General features: G+C 66.0%; 11 protein-coding genes. 4 read left to right on the top strand and 7 right to left on the bottom strand.

Going from position 1 to position 17,170, the window contains the following annotated elements; translation table 11 throughout:
- Nucleotides 1-27: 27 nt before the first annotated feature.
- From ACOGJB_RS08000 to ACOGJB_RS07985, 4 genes are read right to left on the bottom strand one after another with little or no spacing between them, the layout of a single operon-like run.
- Nucleotides 28-984 (bottom strand): ABC transporter permease, encoded by a 957-nt coding sequence (locus tag ACOGJB_RS08000; RefSeq protein ID WP_419840285.1) that lies wholly within the window; start codon nt 982-984, stop codon nt 28-30.
- Nucleotides 977-2,197 carry an ABC transporter permease gene (locus ACOGJB_RS07995; protein ID WP_419840284.1) on the bottom strand — a complete coding sequence of 407 codons (1,221 nt, stop codon included), beginning with the start codon at nt 2,195-2,197 and terminating at the stop codon, nt 977-979. The genes ACOGJB_RS08000 and ACOGJB_RS07995 overlap by 8 nt, the downstream gene beginning before the upstream one ends.
- Nucleotides 2,194-3,714 (bottom strand): ABC transporter ATP-binding protein, encoded by a 1,521-nt coding sequence (locus tag ACOGJB_RS07990; protein WP_419840283.1) that lies wholly within the window; start codon nt 3,712-3,714, stop codon nt 2,194-2,196. Before ACOGJB_RS07990 ends, ACOGJB_RS07995 begins: the two co-directional genes overlap by 4 nt.
- A 52-nt stretch (nt 3,715-3,766) precedes the next feature.
- Nucleotides 3,767-4,954, bottom strand: a complete 1,188-nt coding sequence (locus ACOGJB_RS07985; RefSeq protein WP_419840282.1) for a BMP family ABC transporter substrate-binding protein — start codon at nt 4,952-4,954, stop codon at nt 3,767-3,769.
- A gap of 227 nt (nt 4,955-5,181) precedes the next feature.
- Here ACOGJB_RS07985 and ACOGJB_RS07980 point away from each other — a divergent pair, with 227 nt between their 5' ends.
- Complete coding sequence (locus tag ACOGJB_RS07980; protein WP_419840281.1) at nt 5,182-8,181, top strand: hypothetical protein; 3,000 nt, start codon at nt 5,182-5,184, stop codon at nt 8,179-8,181.
- Between the two features lie 90 nt (nt 8,182-8,271).
- Here ACOGJB_RS07980 and ACOGJB_RS07975 read toward each other — a convergent pair whose 3' ends face one another.
- Together ACOGJB_RS07975 and ACOGJB_RS07970 are read right to left on the bottom strand one after the other, a co-directional pair.
- Nucleotides 8,272-9,600, bottom strand: a complete 1,329-nt coding sequence (locus ACOGJB_RS07975; RefSeq protein WP_419840280.1) for an acyl-CoA dehydrogenase family protein — start codon at nt 9,598-9,600, stop codon at nt 8,272-8,274.
- A 41-nt stretch (nt 9,601-9,641) separates the two neighbouring features.
- The gene (locus ACOGJB_RS07970) at nt 9,642-11,585 is read right to left on the bottom strand and encodes a primary-amine oxidase (protein WP_419840279.1); all 1,944 of its coding nucleotides are present in this window, start codon (nt 11,583-11,585) and stop codon (nt 9,642-9,644) included.
- 255 nt (nt 11,586-11,840) lie between these two features.
- On the opposite strand from ACOGJB_RS07970, the gene ACOGJB_RS07965 reads away from it, so the two are divergent.
- A complete protein-coding gene (locus tag ACOGJB_RS07965) occupies nt 11,841-13,676 on the top strand; it encodes an alpha-amylase family glycosyl hydrolase (protein WP_419840278.1) in 1,836 nt (611 codons plus the stop codon).
- On the opposite strand, the gene ACOGJB_RS07960 is transcribed toward ACOGJB_RS07965, so the two are convergent.
- Complete coding sequence (locus ACOGJB_RS07960) at nt 13,592-14,236, bottom strand: hypothetical protein (protein ID WP_419840277.1); 645 nt, start codon at nt 14,234-14,236, stop codon at nt 13,592-13,594. The two genes, ACOGJB_RS07965 and ACOGJB_RS07960, sit on opposite strands and share 85 nt — an antisense overlap.
- Before the next feature lie 289 nt (nt 14,237-14,525).
- Here ACOGJB_RS07960 and ACOGJB_RS07955 point away from each other — a divergent pair, with 289 nt between their 5' ends.
- Both ACOGJB_RS07955 and ACOGJB_RS07950 read left to right on the top strand, forming a co-directional pair.
- Nucleotides 14,526-15,695 (top strand): ATP-binding protein, encoded by a 1,170-nt coding sequence (locus ACOGJB_RS07955; protein WP_419840276.1) that lies wholly within the window; start codon nt 14,526-14,528, stop codon nt 15,693-15,695.
- 281 nt (nt 15,696-15,976) lie between these two features.
- Nucleotides 15,977-16,939, top strand: a complete 963-nt coding sequence (locus ACOGJB_RS07950) for a tyrosine-type recombinase/integrase (protein WP_419840275.1) — start codon at nt 15,977-15,979, stop codon at nt 16,937-16,939.
- Nucleotides 16,940-17,170: the final 231 nt, after the last annotated feature.

Genomic DNA, 17,170 nt, shown 5'->3' with positions numbered 1-17,170 from the left:
CGCTTCGGCGAGCACAGGCCCGTGCCGTCAGCGCTCCTCGCGGCGGTACGGAAGTGTGAGCGCCGCAGGGGCGGGACTGGGTCGGTGCCGCGCCCGGAAGCTGATCGCGATGAGCACCACGACGGTCAGCAGGAACGGCAGGATGCCGAGCAGCGCCGGAGAGATCCTGTTGACCTCGAATCCGAAGATGGAGAGATCGAAGGTCTGCACCCTGGGCTGCAGAGCCAGCGTGAAGCCGAACAGCAATGAGCCGGCGGCCAGGCGTCCAGGCCGCCACGCCCCGAAGATGACCAGTGCTACGGCGATCCAGCCGCGGCCGGCGATGAGGCCTTCGGTCCAGCCAGCGGCCATATAGAGCGACAGGAATGCGCCGGCGGCTCCGGCGAGGGCGCCCCCGACCAGCACAGCCCCCGAGCGCAGGAGCGTCACCGAATGGCCCACTGAGTCCGTCGTGGAGGCAGATTCCCCTACTGCGCGCAGCGCGAGGCCGAGCCTGGTTCTGTTCAGCACAAACCAGGCCGCGATGCCCAGGAAGCCTGCGAGGTACACCACCGGCGGCTGGTTGAACAAGATCGGGCCGACCCAGCGGATGTCGGCAAGGCCTGCGATGCCGAGATCGGTGAACACGGCATCGGCACGCTCGCGCACCGCATCCTGCCCGATGAAGGCGGCGAATCCGAGGCCTCCGATGGTGATGGCGAGGCCGGACACCACTTGGCCGGCGCCCATCACCACGCTCACCACGGCATGGACGCCTGCGACCGCCATGCCAACCAGCGCAGCGAACGCGAAGCCGATCCAGGGCCGTCCGGTGGCGAGTGCCATCATGAACCCGCTGACGGCGCCCATCGCCATCATTCCCTCGACACCGAGGTTCAGCACACCGGAGCGTTCGGCAATGAGCTCGCCCAGCCCGGCGAGGTACACGAGCGTGGCGAACTGCACGGTCGCCACGAGCAACCCGACGATGGCTTCCTCAGACATCGGATGCTTCCGGCGCCGACGAGCCGCTCGAGGAAGGGGCTCTGCCCGGTGCCGGCACAGCAGGCGGTGAGGTCGGCTCGGATTCGTGGCCGACGGGCCGCACCCATCGGATGCGGTAGTTGAGCAGAACGGCGGCCACCAGTGCGCCGATGAGGATCATGGCTTGCAGGATGGTGGCGATGGAGCTGGTGACACCGAGCGTCTGGATGGCCTGGCCGCCTCGCAGCACCGCTCCGAACACGAACGCCACTACTGCAACGCCGGCCGGCCGCATCAGCGCGAGCGCCGCAACGATGATGCCGGCGAATCCGTAGCCGCTGGACAGTCCCGGTTCGAGACGGGTGGCCGTGCCGCTCAGCTCGATCGCCCCTGCCAGACCGGCCAGTGCGCCCGATATCAGCAGCGCGGCCAGGACCTTGCGCTGCAGCGAGATGCCGACGTAGCGCGCGGTGGCTGGTGATGAACCCGCCAGGCGCAGCTCGTAGCCCCATGCGGTGCGCCCGACTGCCATCCAGAATGCCGCGAGCAGTGCTGCGGCGAGCAGCACCCCGATGTGGACATGGCCGAAGAGGCCCGGCAGCGAGGCTTGGTCCGGCAACGGCGCGATCTGGGGGAAGCCGAGCGACTCGGGATCTTTCCAAGGTCCCACCTTGAGCCATTCCACGATCCGGATCGCAACTTCGACCAGCATCAGCGTGGTGATGATCTCGCTCACGCCGAGGTAAGCACGGGCCAGTGCGGGTCCGACGATCAGCACGACTCCGCCCACTGCACCCGCGATGAGCATCGCCACGATGAGCATCGGCCCAGCGAGGTCTCCCGCCACCATGGCGAGGCCTGCCGCTGCTGTGGCGCCGGCCATCATCTGGCCTTCGGCGCCGATGTTCCACAGCCCCATCGAGCCGGCCACCGCCACTGCCAGCCCGGCGATTGCCAGTGGGGTGGCGCGCAGCAACGTTCGCGAGATGGCGTCGAAGCCGCCGAGCGAGGAATCAGCCATGCGTCCATAGACAGCGAACGTGTCGTTGCCCGAGGCCCACAACAAGAGCGCCCCCGCAATCAGGGCCAGCGCGATGCCCACGACGAAGGCGATGGCCTGCGCGCCGGGGGCAACTCTGGTGCGCCGCTGCAGCACCGGACGCACGACTCCACGGTGCCAACGGGCCCTGCCGCGGGCCACGGTGTGCAGCGGGGCGTGGGTCGGATCGGTCATGTGCTGCCGCCTCCGGCCATCGCAGTGCCTACCTCGGCTCGGGTCGTGGTCCTCGGGTCGAGACGCGCCGCGATGCGCCCTCCGTACATCACGACCAACCGGTCAGACAGCGCGAGCAGCTCGTCAAGGTCCTCCGAGATGAGCAGCACGCTTACGCCAGCGCTGCGCTGCGCGACGATCTGTTCCTGGATGGCGGCGATGCCGGCCACGTCAAGACCGCGAGTGGGCTGGGCTGCCACGAGCACCTTCGGCTCGCCGGTCAGTTCACGACCTAGCAGCAGGCGCTGGAGGTTGCCGCCCGACAGAGCGCTCACGTCCTCGTGCAGGCGTCCCACCCGGACGCCGAATCGCTCGACGAGGTTCTCGCAGAACTCTTCGCAGCGCCGCAGGTCCAGCATGACCCCACGACGCAAGGCCGGGTAGGCACGCACCACGGAGTTGTCGACGACGGACATATGGGGCGCCAGGCCAACGCCGAGGCGATCCTCGGGCACGTAGGCCAGCCCCCCGCGCGAGCGGGTTCGCGGCGACTCGTCGGCAACGTCGGCGCCCAGCAGCCGTACCGCCCCCGAGGTGACGGGACGCAGCCCGGCGATGGTCTCGGCCAGCTCCTTCTGGCCGTTGCCCGAGACCCCCGCCACTCCCACGATCTCGCCTGCGTGCAGGTCGAGGTCGACCGAGTGCAACGCCGGCAGGCCCCGGTCGCTCAGCGCACAAACGCCTTCCAGGGCGAGCACGAGGTCACCGCGGGTCCGTGCTGCGGGTCGCTGCACGTGCACTGCCGCCTCGCCGACCATCATCTCGGCCAAATCCGATCGCTCGACGCCGGCGAGACTGGTCGGCTGTGCGACGGTGACGCCGCCGCGCAGCACGGTGGCCTCGTCGCAGACTGCCAGCACTTCGTCGAGCTTGTGGCTGATGTAGATGACAGAGCGCCCCTGCTCGGCCATCGCACGTAAGGCGAGTCCCAGGTCGGCTGCCTCGGCGGGTGTCAGCACAGCCGTGGGCTCGTCCAGCACCAGTACATCGGCGTCGCGCCACAGGGCCTTGAGAATCTCGACACGCTGGCGCTCGCCCACGGAGAGCTGCCACACAGGTCGGGTCGGGTCGGTGTCGAGGGAGAACGAGGCTGCCAGGTGGGCCACCCGCTCGACGATCTGGCCCATGTCGAGGTAGCGAGGCGCCGAGCCCAGCACCACGTTCTCCGCAACGGTGAGCGTCGGCACCAGTCGGAATTCTTGGTGCACCATGCCGATGCCTGCGGCGATGGCGTCGGCCGGGGAATGGAACTGGCGCTGTGAGCCGTGCACCCAGATCTCGCCGGCGTCAGGCAGGTAGGCGCCGCAGAGCACATTGACGAGCGACGTCTTGCCGGCGCCATTCTCGCCCAGCAGGGCATGAATGGTGCCTGCCCGGACGGTGAGATTCGCGCCGTCGCAGGCAACGACCCCGGGGAACTCCTTGCGGATGCCGCGCAGATCGACGACGACGCGACCGCCGTCGTCAACGGGGGACACCTCAGCGTCCCCCGTTGACGACGGCGGCTTCAGCGCTCTTCGATCAGTCCGATCAGGGGCTGGCGTCACCCACGACGCCTTCGACGAACCAGTCCATGCCCAGCATTGGCCCGTCCTCCATGGTCTCGCCGGCAGCGACACGCTCAGTGCCGTCCTGGTCATTGATCGGGCCGGTGAACACGTCCCAAGTGCCGGTGCGGATCAGATCGGCGAATTCGCCAATGCGGTCGGTGACATCGCCGGGCACATCCGCGGACAGCTCAGCGAGCTGGACGATGCCGTCTTCCATGCCGCCCCAGTACGCCCCCGGCGAATAGGTGCCCGATGCGACAGCCTCGATCGTCGCTGCGTAGCGCGGGCCCCAGTGCCAGATCGGGGCGGTGACGAAGGCCTCCGGCGCGAAGTCGCGCATGTCGGAGTTGTAGGCGACCCAGCGCGCCCCTGCGTCCTGCGCGGCGACTCCTGCCTGCGGCGAGTCCTGATGCATGGCGATGACATCGGCGCCGGCTTCGAGCAGCGCGCTGGCGGTGTCGCCCTCGATCGCCGGATCGAACCAGGTGAAGGTCCAGTTGACATGGACCTCAGCGCTGGGGTTGACCTCGCGCGCGCCCAAGGTGAACGCATTGATGCCGCGGATCACCTCGGGAATCGGGAACGCGGCGACGTAGCCGATCTGACCGGTCTCGGTCATGGCGCCTGCTGCCATGCCCGACAGGTAACGAGGCTGGTAGATACGGCCGAAGAAGTTGCCGAAGTTGGTGTCGTTCATCTTGTAGCCCGAGGCGTGCTCGAACACGACATCGGGATACTCGTCGGCCAGCTCCAGCATCGGGTCCATGTAGCCGAACGATGTGCCGAAGATGATGTCCGCGCCTTCGTTCTCGATGAAATCGACGGCGACTTCCTTGAAGGCTTCAGAGTTCTCGGGCACGCTCTCCACGAACAGCGTCCTCGCCCCCGTCTGCGCCTCGGCAAAGATTCGGCCTTGGTCGTGGGCCCAGTTCCAGCCGGCATCGCCGACGGGTCCGACGAGCACGAATGCAGCCGTGATGTCCGCGGTGGACATCACGTCCATCTCGTCGTCCTCGACGGCAGGCTCGGGCTCGGCCGCCTCAGTGGTTGCCGCGGGCACCTCCGTCGTCGCAGCGGCATCGGTGTCGTCGTCACCGCCGCAGGCAGCAGCGAGCAGTGCCACGCCGAGGAGCGCTGCTGTGATTCGTGTCAGAGTTCTTGAGCGCATGTTCTCCCTCTCCGCTCACGCCCGCGACACATGCTTGCGAGCGGACGAGCTGAGCCTAATCCTGCTCGTCTGAGGCCGCAGCCACCGCCTGCCGATGCCAGAGCTTGTGACATCTGGGGTTTAGGGTCGCGGCATCGACGTGAGTCCGAGTTGGTCAATCCAGCAAAGGCTGTCAGCGTTTGGGCAGGAGACGTTCAAGAATGAACCGAGCAGCGCGAACGCGGGAGGTGACAGTCAACGATCGGCTTGCGACCGCGCTCGACCGAATGCATCCAAAGTGGACAGCCGAGGCTGAATCGACGAGAGTGCTCGCCGATGCCGCAGCTGCCGCACCCGACATTGTGGTGCGGATGTCAGGCGGCATGCCCGTCATTGTCGAGACCGAGTACGCGCCCGCGCGTGAGGTAGAGCTGGACGCCTCCCAGCGTCTCGGAATGGAATTGGCCGCGACCGGCGATCCCATCGAACAGGCCGTCGCCGTTCGTCTGCCGCCGAGTCTCGCGAGCGTGCCGCAGGCCGAACTCAGTGAGGCACTCGATGCTGCACCGCTGGAGTACTGCATTCTCTCGCTGACCGAAGGCGGAGACCCGAGCCGCTTTCCCGGAAATGGCTGGATCAGCGGGGATATCGGGGCGCTCGCGCGGTTGATCGAGTGCATTGCCGTCTCCGAGCGCCAAATGGCTCTCGCGCTGCGTGCGTTCGAGGCTGGCGTGTCCCATGCGGCGGGCTTGGTTCAGTCGGAGATCACTGGCGAACGCTCGGCTGCGCTGAGGGCCGTCTGCAGCGCCCTGCATCAGGAGAACACAGAGCAAACCCTTCGCATGGCGATGACGATTGTCACCAATGCTCTGACCTTTCATAATGCCATCGCACCGATGCACGAGGGAGTTCCGAGCATCGAACAATTGCGTAACGGCGGAGCGCTCCTGCCCGCCGACCTTCACGCCGCGTGGCGGGCGATCTTGAAGATCAACTATTGGCCGATATTTGAGATCGCCAACCGGGTATTGCTGCCGCTTCCGGCGGATGTGGGCCGTCGCGTGCTCGAGCGGCTCGCAGGCGTCGCCGACGAACTGGTCGGTCTTGGCATCGCCACCACGCAGGACATGACAGGACAGATATTCGGGCGCCTGATCGCCGACCGCAAGTTCTTGGCCACGTTCTACACGCGGCCGTCGTCTGCCTCACTTCTCGCAGAATTGGCCGTCAGTCGACTCGCGTGTGATTTCGGCGACCAGGAAGAGGTCCGGGCACTGCGGATCGCCGATCTGGCGTGCGGCACCGGGGCATTGCTTTCTGCGGCTTATGGCCACGTCGCCTCGCGCTGCAGACAAGCAGGCATCAATGATGCCATATTGCACCCGGCTTGCATGGAACGTGTGTTTGTTGGGGCCGACATCATGCCTGCTGCTGTGCACGTGACAGCGTCGATGCTGTCCGCAGTGCATCCTTCTGTGCCGTTCGGGGACACGAACATCCACCTCATGCCCTACGGCTTGACGACAGCCGCCGGACCAGAGGCGAACAACCTGACGGTGACCTCGATTGGCTCATTGGAGTTGATTGACGACGTCGAAGCCACCTCGCTGTTCGGCACCGGCCGCTCGGTTGCTGCTGGCACCGGGGAGCGGCCAACAGACGACAGCGAGCATCGTTTTGTTCTCGCCCATGGCGCCGCCGACATCGTCATCATGAATCCGCCCTACGTGCGCACCGTCGGTCAGGAAGGCGAACGAGTCGGCGTTCCGCGGCCGGCGTTTGCCGGCTTCGGCAATTCCGAGGCTGAGCAGACGGCGATGAGCGAGCGGCTCACGAATATCGCCTTGTACCGAGGCCGGGGCAAGTCTGCAGGTCACGGCCACGCCGGCCTTGCCAGCTACTTTCTCGATCTCGCCCACGTCAAGGTCAGGCCGGGCGGGACGATTGCGTTCGTCTTGCCGGCGACATTCTGCACCACGAGCGCATGGCGGAAGGCGCGGGCGCTCCTGAGGGACAGCTACGAGAGCATTCTGGTGGTCTCGCTGGCGGCGCATGGATCGACTGACAGGGCATTCTCCGACGACACGGCGATGGCCGAGGTCTTGGTGATTGCTACACGCCGATTGCTCCCTCGCCTGAGCCCGTCCGAGACCCGGTCCAATGGCGAACAGGACGAAGCGCCGGCACGAGTTGATTCGGTGTGCTGGGTGGCACTGCTGGACAGGCCGGACAATCACGCTCAGGCAGTGGAATTGGCTCGGAACATCGAAGCCGCCCGCCAGGCCGATGCCGCTTACGGAGACCTGCACATCGGGGATGATCGCATCGGAGTTTGGTTCCGAGGCGAGATGTCCGACGGCGGATACGGTCAAGTCAGCGCCTTTGACGTCGCTCTGAGTGCGGCAGCGTTGGCCCAGGGTGCTCTGCGGCTGGCTCGCGTCCCCGAGCGGCAGATTCCGATTGTGCGTCTTGGCGCGCTCGGGCAGGTCGGCCCGGGCAACGCGGCGATTGGGGTCCGGCCCCGTTCAGTGGCGGCCTTGGAGCGAGGCACGGGCGCATATGGAGCACCATTTCGTATACGCATGGCTCAATTCCAAGGCGACTCTTGGAGAGGGGCTTCGTATCCGGTGCTGTGGGCTCACTCGACGGCTTCCGGCAGGGAGAGCCGATTGGAAGTGCTGCCAGACAGCCTCGGTGAACTGGCACCTGATGCGAGCGACGAAGACGCGCGGCGCGTTTGGGACCAAGCGGCATCGCGCTTGCATATGAACCTGGAGTTTCAGCTCAACAGCCAGCGGCTGGGTGCATGCTGGTCTCCGCGGTGCATCGGTGGCCGTGCATGGCCGAGCTTCCATGCCGAGTCCTCGATCTGGAATGTGCCCTTGCTTCTCTGGTGCAACACCACGTTGGGGTTGCTCGCACGGTGGTGGGTTTCTTCTCGCCAACAGAACGGGCGTGCCAACCTGTCGATCGGTCGCGTGGGTGAGATACCTGTCCTCGATGTGCGCCAGCTCGATGCATCTCAGATGGCTGAATGCGAGGAGATATTCAGCCGCTTCCGCCTGAGGGAGTTTCTTCCGGCGAACGAGGCTTACCGTGACGTCGTCCGTGGGGATCTGGACCGCGCTGTGCTCTTCGAAGTCTTGGGCGTACCGGACTCCTACCTTGAGCCATTCGACACGCTTCGTTACCAATGGTGCTGTGAGCCAACGGTGCACGGGGGCCAGGACACCCGACCAGTCGTCTGATCAGCTGTGTCAAGCGGCCGATGCCTGGGGACTGTTGATGTGATGCTTGGGCACGCGGGGCGGAAGGGCTCTTGCCGCTGCGCGTGCGGATCAGAACGGGTTGAGTTCCAGGCCGAGAAGGTGGCGGCCGAGTTGGTGGGTCACCCGGTCTTGGTGCACGTTGATGTGCACCGGCATCGCCCGGAAGTCTCGGTAACGCCGGTCGAAGGCGCCGCCTTCTCGCAGCGCAGTGCCGCCTTGGGTGCGATGCAGCAGCGACATGGCCTCGTCGAGCTGCTCGACTGCCATCGTTGTCACCGCCATCTGCCGGAGGTAGTCGGCTTCGTCGGGCACGATCCCGGCGGCGATACGACGGTCCACCTCGCTGCACGCAGCTTCGGTGGCGGCGGCCGCAGCGGCCAGCAGCGATGCCGCCCGGCCGAAGTTGACCTGCACCGTGGGCCGTTCGACCATCTTGCCGCCGATGATCACGCGCCGGCCGCCGGCGGCGTCAGCCGCCTCGGCGAGCGCCCGGCGGACGAGGCCCACCGCCATGAACGAGAGCCACAAGTCTGAAATGCCCACCCAGTCCTCGCGGTAGCGGTGATCCACCACCGGCACGGTGCGCAGCGACTCAGCACGGTTGGCCCCGAACCACGCCACGCAGTTGCTGAGCTTGACGGGCACGTCGGTGTAGTGGACGTCGTCGGTGGCCGATGCCCGCAGCCCGGCGCCGTCCCACGACGGGTCGATCTTCACGCCCTCGGTCGTGGTCGGCAGGATGGTGAAGCGGATGTCCAAGCTTGATTTCGCCGCTCCATGCGGCGCAGGACGGCGGACCGGCTTGCCGTCGTCGCCGGTGATGGCGAAGGCAACCCCGCAGTAGTCGGCGTAGCGGGCACCGGTGCCCCATCGGCCAGTGCCGTTCAGGATTGCCTGATCGCCTTCGATGCGGCCGTACACCGAGCTGCGAGCACCGCCGGGGAACGACACCCATTGGCCGTTGGTCACGATGTGGGTCAGGAAATCCTGCTGGTCGGGGCCCACCGATCCGACGAACAGGTGGAAGACGCACAGGTGGTTCCACAGGCACCACGCCAGGCTGGGGCAGCGGGCCGCGACGGCTTCGAGCTCGCGGCCCATGTGGAGCATCGTCTCCTCGACGCCTCCGATGTTGCGGGTCGCTGACATGCGCATGAAGTCGGTGCCACGGATGGCCTCGATGACCTCGGATGAGACCGACCGGGTCCGGTCTGCCGTGGGGGCCTGTGCCTCGATCGCGTCCAGGAAGGGCGCAATCCGCAAGCCCTCGGTTGGCGCCGGGGAAAAGTGCTCGACCAATGCAGCGCCGGATGGGCCGGCGTCATGAGATACAGCGCCGGACGCAGCGGTATCGCCAGACGTCAGGCTCGGCTCGCCGGCTTCGGGTGCTCCTGCCATCGGGCCACAGTAGGCCGCGGCGGGCCCGGTCGCCGAGAGACTTAGGCGCAGTGTCCGTTCGATGACGGCGGCACATCCAGCATGGGGTTGCGGTCGAAGAAGCCGTCGGGCACCAGTCCGAAGCTGACGTACTCGGTGGGCATCACCGGGAAGTCCTCGGGGCGTGCATCGTGGGTGATTCCGAACGTGTGCCACACCGTGATGTCGGTGCCGACCACTGGCCGGTCGCCCGCCGTATAGCGCTCCAGCCCGTCGCCGGCGTTGCGTTGCGTCGGGAACCGTCCGGCGCCGTAGCGCTCGTCGGGTCGTGTGGGCGACACCCACAGGTTGTGACGGGCGAACGTGGCGCGCTCGGAGTGCGGGCTGTCGTGGGCAGCGAACATGGTCGCGGTGGGCGGCGGCAGCAGCCGGAATGCCGTCGGCCGCCCCAGCCGGTTGATGTGGTTCGCGCTCTCGATCCGCCAGTACCGGCTTGACGCAGAATTGGTGTTTCGGCGCGCAGCCGATTCGCTCTCGAGCACCGTCTCGCGGGCGGCGAACGCGGTGCCATGCGGGTTGTCGGGGCCTGGCGGCAGCGCTTCGGTGTTCACCTCGACCACGGAATTGGCGCTTCCGTCGACGGCCATGTCCAGCCGCACGCAGAAGATGTGCTGGTGGATCGGGGCCGACACGTGGGGTGCCACCTGGCGGGCGAACGTCATGTCGTCGCCTTCGCGGTGCGATCGCGTGGTGAGGATGCCGGTGAGCTTCACCTCGTAGCGGATTGTGCCGTCGAGGTAGAAGTACCAGAAGAATCCGTATTCGTAGTTCCCGACGGTGTGAATGGCGCTCACCACCAGACGGCGAGAGCGGCGCACCTCGGTGGTGTCGGCGTTCCAGTCGAAGTGCTTCCAGCCGATGCCGAAGTCCTCCTCGTGGATGCAGATGGCGTTCGGCGTGGTGACCACGGAGCCGTCGTCGAACACCTGGGTCGAGTCGAGGTAGACGATCTCGCCGAGACAGTCGCAGCCGAGCTGCAGCGAGTTGTTCATCAGGCCCAGGCCGAACTCACCTGAGTCGAGCGCGTGCTTGAACGTCTGCGACGGCCGGGTGTCGCCGTAGGGCACCACCATCTCGGCCAGCGACGCCCGGTCGATGATCGGCCGCACCCGCCCGCCGTCGTCATAGGCGATCCGGTGCAGCACCAAACCTTCGGTGTCGTCCATGACGACCCGCATCGACCATTTCTGCCAGCGCAGCTCGTTGTCGTCGAGCGTGAAGCTGGTGCCTTCGGGCTGGGTGATCTCGATGGGAGCCAAGTCGGTTCGCATCGGGCCGAAATCCTCGGTGACGGAGTCGACGTCGTAGTTGCCTCGCTCCGACGCCAGCGGCCACTGTTCGAAGTCCTCGATGTGCAGCACTTCGAGCGTGTCGACATCGATGTGCACCATGAGCCCGTCGAGCGGGTAGGCGTAGCCGTTGTCGGTGGGGTTCGGACGCCAGAAGGCGATGCAGCGCTGCACGCGCCGGCCGGCCTCGAATTCGAAGCCGTAATCGCCGGTCGGCCAGGGGTCGATCTGCACCTGTGACGGATCGGAAATCCCCCGATTGGCAACGGCCTCAGCGAACCCCGGGTCCTTGCGGCAGGCATCCATCACCGCGAACAACTCGACTTGGCCCACCCTCGGCACTGCGTCGGGGTGATGCACCCATGAGTCCACCTCGCCGCGGGTGACTGACACCACCGCGGTATGCACCTCGCCGTGCTCGCGTACGACGATCTCGAAGCGACGGTCGGTGTCGGCGCCGGGCAGCCATGCAGCGACCTCGTCCTTGGGCGGCTCCCAGATGCAGAATCCGTGGAAGCGCGCTTCGTCGCCAATGCGCCCGCTGCGGCGCAGGACCTCGATGGCGGCATGGGCTTCCGCCTCGGTCATCATCGACAGCGGATGACGCGACGGCATGGCAGCCCCGTCGCTGGGCCGTTCGAGCAGGGTCTCGGTCATGGGTTCACGCTAGGGGGAGACTGCGAACGTCCGGGTCCTTCAGGGCGTTCGCCGCTGGGCTGCCGCCGGGCGCGGCATTTCTGGGCGTGGCATGAGGCCGGTGCGATATCTGCGTGGTTTCGCCGCTGGGAGCGGCATTTCTGCACACAGAATGAGGCCATACCCAATCCGGTGCAGACTTGCCGGTGGGAACAGCATTTCTGCGCACACAATGGGGCCTGAAGCTGACGCACCGACGACAGGAGTCCGCGCGCTGTGACAGATGGGGAGTTGCGTCGGCGAGTCGAGGGGCATCTCGAGTTCGTATATCCCGCGGTGGCCGTCGAGCCACTGGCGGACGAGGTGCTGGCGGAAATCGGACTCGGGCCAGACGATGAAGCGCCCCCGCCAGCGTCGCATTGGGATCAGCACGACGTTGCGGTGATCACCTACGCAGACTCGATTACCGAGGCCGGGAAGGTGCCGCTGCACACGTTGCATGAGTTGCTCGACGATCTGACCGGCGACGTCGTGACCGTTGTGCACGTCCTGCCGTTTTATCCGGCGAGCTCAGACGGTGGCTTTGCCGTCACCGATCACCGGGCGGTCGATCCGCGGCTTGGCACCTGGGATGACATCGCCGACCTCGCCGAGAGCTACACGGTGATGGCCGATCTCGTCGTGAACCATGTCAGTGCCGACCATCCGTGGATGGAGCAGTTCTGCAGCGGCGAGATGCTCGGCAGCCGCTTCCTGCTCAGCGCGGAGCCCTCCGACGACCTGTCGAGCGTGGCGCGGCCGCGCACGACCCCGCTGCTGCGCGAGGTCGAGACACCCGATGGCCCGCGGTTGCTGTGGTGCACCTTCAGCCACGACCAGATCGACCTGAACTTCGGCGAGCCCGACGTCCTGCTGGACCTGCTGCGCACGGTCAGGTGCCTCGTCGATGCCGGCGTGCGCTGGTTCCGTCTCGATGCGATCGCTTATCTCTGGAAGGAACTCGGCACGTCGTGCCTGAACCTGCCCCAGACCCACGAGATCGTCAAGCTGCTGCGGACGCTGCTGGATGCACGTTGCCCCGGCTCGGTCATCATCACCGAGACCAACGTTCCCCACGACCAGAACGTGGCCTACTGGGGCGACGGCGACGAAGCCCACCTCGTCTACAACTTCAGCCTGCCGCCGCTCGTCGCCCACACGATGATCTCGGGCTCGGCGGTTGCGATGCAGCAGTGGCTCGCCGGGCTGGACCCGCCACCGACGGGAACGTCCTACTTCAACTTCGTCGCCAGCCATGACGGCATCGGACTCCGTCCGGTGGAAGGCCTGCTGAGCAGTGCCGAGCTCTTCCGGCTCATCGCAGCAGGACACAGCGCGGGCGGCACGCATTCGGAGTTCGACACGCCTGAAGGGCCCAAGGCGTACGAGCTGAATGTCTCGCTGTGGGATCTGTTCGCTGGCGACTCCGACACACTCGGCGTCGCCCAGTTCCTCGCCGCGCACACGATCATGCTGAGCCTCGCCGGCATCCCTGCGTTCTATGTCCATGCGCTGCTGGGCACGCCCAGCTACTGGGCGCCCATCAGCGAGCCCCCGCGCATCGTCACCGAGCACGGGCTGCCGCCGGTCGAGCGGAACAGGCGCACGATCAACCGGCGCAAGCTGACACTCGACGAGGCAGTCGATCTGCTCGGCGCCCAGGAGGGCATCCGCCGCAGGGTGCTGGTGGAGTTGGTGCGCAGGATGCTGGTGCGGCGCGGCCAGCCGGCGTTTCATCCCGACAGCGCGCAGACGTCGCTGGACTTGGGGTCGCGGGCGTTCGGCGTGATCCGCGGCGGACCCGACTGGGACCAGACGATCGCGTCAATCACCAACGTCACCCACGGCCAGCTCACCATCGACATCGAGGTGCTGTCGGAGCTGTGCCCGCCGGGCAGCGCTGGGGCTCGCTTCGCCGCCGAAGGCTGCGTTGATTTGCTTGACGACCGAGTCCACGGCCCCGGTGCGCGCCCATCGCTGGCTGCGGGTCAAACGATGTGGCTGTGCCTGGAGTCCGAGCGCCGGGAACCAGCGCTGGCCTCAAGGCGCCCGAGGCGCAGTCCGCAGAGATAAGCGAACAGCCAGATCATCAGCCCGGCGAAAAAGAGCACCGGCACCAAGAGCAATTCCGTCGGCAGCCACTCGGCGATGTGGCCCGTCAACACGATGGTCGCTGCGACCCTCCCGTGCCCTGCCGGGCTGAGGGCGTTCGCGCTTTCATCTGAGCGGGCGCGGCGCCAGCGGCGCTCCCACCAGATCACGACCGGGGTGAGCGCCGCACAGAGCGCCAAGTCGAGCCACAACGGCTCGGCAAACGCTGTTGCCGTCAAGAACGCGAGCGCCAACGCCCACCATGCGAAGCCCGTGCGCTCGTTCCAAGCGAAACGCTTGGACGCGGTGTCGGGTGCTTCGTCTGACTTGGTCTCTGGTTGCTCTGGCGAACGGCGGCCGAAGCGCTTGCCGCTCTCGTAGGCAATGCCGGCGGCGGCGATGCCGCCAATGGCAACTGCTGCCTGCAGCCATCCCCACAGTGGCCAAGTGAGCCAATCGACAATCCGAACCCACACGAACGCGAACGCACCCAGTGCCAAGATCTCGCCAATGCGCTGCTTCCACGAGGTGCGCGCCATCACTATTCCTAACTATAGGACGGTTCCGTCACGATAAATCACTGCGTCGCGCAGGGCGTTGTCGAGTTCGACTGCGTCGTGAAGCAGGTCGAGCACATTGGGCACCGCGCTCTGCACCCTGGACCAATTCGGGAGGACTTGTGCGCAGAAAAGGAACAGTACGCAAAAGCAAACTAACCCGCATGTTCACACTGCATCAGTTACTCTTTCGTTGGTCATTGGCCGTGTTCGTCGCGGAACGTGTGGCCGGTCCGTTGGCGGTCAATACGCGCGTAGGAGGGTTGCTTGGCTCATGGCTCGACCGTTGAACCCGTTCTCGCCGTCATTTGGGGTCAGCCCCCCGCTGCTCGCTGGGCGCCGTGCAGCGCTGAGCGGCTTTGAGACAGTGTTCGGGAACGTGCGCAGCCCCAACTATGCGACGCTCGTATGGGGCCTGCGAGGCACCGGCAAGACAGTGCTGCTCAATGCATTCGAAGACCGTGCCGCGGCCCAAGGATGGCTGACTGTCTCGAGCGCTGGAGCGATGCCGTCTGGCCTCATCGAAGACATCGCTCGCAAGACGACCAGACTTCTCCACAACTTCGAGACAGAGCACGGTCGTCGACCGGGACGCGTCGTGAGCGGTTTCTCGTTCGGTGCCCTGAGTGTGCAGACCGAGGCGGCGTCCGAGGCTGATGGCCCTGGCGCAGCGCTGCGTGACTTCGAATCGGTGTTGGCTGGCCTGGGCGACCTCCTCGCTGAGCGAGGTACGGGGCTGCTCATCACCATCGACGAGCTCCACGCAGCCGAGGTGTCCGAAATCCGGCAATTCGGCGGCATCTTCCAACTTGTCTCCCGCCGTCCCGAGCGTCCGATTGCATTCGCGGGTGCCGCGCTGCCCGAACTGGAGGACCGGTTGATGACCGGTGCAGCCGCCACTTTCCTCCAGCGCTGCAATCGGCACGAGATCGGCAATCTCGCCATTTCCGATGCTGAAGTCGCATTGCGTTCACCAATCGAGACGGCTGGTGCACAGATCGGGGACGAAGCGCTTCAGCTTGCGGCCGAGGTTTCCGGCGGCCAGCCATACTTGATTCAGCTCATCGGCGCAGATATGTGGGATGAGTGCGCAGACCCGGTCGCGGGCATTGCGGCCGATGACGTCGAGCGCGCCTTGGCCGGTTCTGTCCGCAAGTTCGGTGACCATGTCTATGCGCCCCTGTGGCGTCGCCTTTCCGACCTTGACAAGCGATTTCTCATCGCAATGCTCGAAGATCCCGGCTCCGCTTCGATCGCCGACATCGGAAGGCGGTGGCGGCACGACAACCGCAGCTTGAGCCGGTACCGCCAGCGCCTGCTCTCTGCTGGGCTGGTCACCTCAGTCGGTCGCGGCCGCATTGCCTTCGTCCATGCGGCGGTTCGCAGTTATGTCGCCCGGCAAGCGATTGCCGAAGGGTGGATCGAGACTGAGGAATCGGGCTGAGACGGTCGAGGGGGTGCTAGGCGTTATCCAGCTCGACTGCGTCGTAGAGCTGCTCGAGCACATCGGGCACCGCACTCTGCATCAGTTTGGGGGTACAGCCGCAGGACCGCCTCTACCGCGGTAGGCGACACCGATTCTGACTGCACCGTCGAAAGTGCTTGCGGTCGCTGTTCGCTGGTAACTGAGCGGAAGCACTTGCGAACGCTTGTGTATGGAGGTATATTACTGGTAATGGCATTTACCAGAAGCTATATTGGCGCTTGAGAATCTAGGTAAGTGGCATGTCGACGAGTGAGTTGACGCTTGGTGCGTTTGTGATCGGAAAGGGTCCGCAGACCGGATCGCTTTCGGCCGTCGGCGTGGCGGCTGCGGAGCATGCATTGAGCCGTGAGACGCGTCGGGCATATGGACGGGCGCTGCGCCAAGTCACTGAGCGACTTGCTGGGCGGCCGTTGGACGACCACGGCCTGAGTGCAGTGTTGGCCGAGCTAGCGGCGGATGGCGCTGGGCGCGCCAAGCTGAGCCAGATCGCCGCCGCAGTGCGCTTTGGCGCCCGCCTGGCAGGGCGATCTGATCCGGTTGGACCATCGTGTGACCTTGTGCTGCGAGCGCACCGGCGCTCCACACCACCAGCGCGTCAAGTGGCAGCCGTGGATTGGGAACACGCAGACGCTGCAGCCAGCCAAGCAGCATCCGCAGGCGATGCGACCGGGTTACGCAATGCTGCGATTGTTGCCGTGATGAGCGACGCCCTGTTGCGTGTCAGCGAGGCAGCGTCGCTTCAAGTCGGCGATGTTGAGCGTCGGCACGACGGTGCTGCAACGCTCGCTGTGCTCCGCAGCAAGTCGGATCAGGATGGTGACGGGGCCAGCCTGTATCTCGGCGCGCCGACGATCCGCCGCATCGATGACTGGTTGCAGGCCGCTGATGCGCAAGGGATCACTATTGTCAGCGGCCCGCTGTTCCGACGAGTCCTGCGTGGGCAACATGTCTCGGAAGAGTCGTTGTCGCCTCGCAGTATTCGCGAGATCGTTCGCGGAGCGGCTGCTGCGGTCGGTATCGAAGGCGCGTCAGGACACAGTCTTCGCATCGGCAGCGCGATTTCGCTCGTGCGCGCCGGCGCGTCATTAGTCGAAACGCAACAGGCAGGACGCTGGACCAGTCCCTTGATGCCAGCGCAGTACGCGCGAAACGAGATCGTGGCTCGCGGTGCTGTCTCGCGACTGCGCTACGCCACTGCTTGAAACGGGGTTCCCACGACAAATTCGTCGCCTGCGGGGCGCGCGTGGCGAAGCCCCGACGTTCCAGTCAGGTGCCGGGGTTTCGTCCGTCCGCTGGGGCCAGGCAGCGATCTGCTGGCAGAGGCTTGCTGCTTCGGCCGAGGCGACGATGACTTTGACGCGGGCTTCGAGCGCGAGATCGTGATATGCGTGATGCTCCGCCAGAGCTACCGCGCCAGCATCGCCCGCGTCGAG

This window comes from Candidatus Poriferisodalis sp., from assembly GCF_965208895.1.
In the GTDB taxonomy this organism is placed as follows: domain Bacteria; phylum Actinomycetota; class Acidimicrobiia; order Acidimicrobiales; family Poriferisodalaceae; genus Poriferisodalis.
The sequence above is the reverse complement of the archived record's forward strand: the minus strand, read 5'-3'. Positions and strand labels throughout refer to the sequence as shown.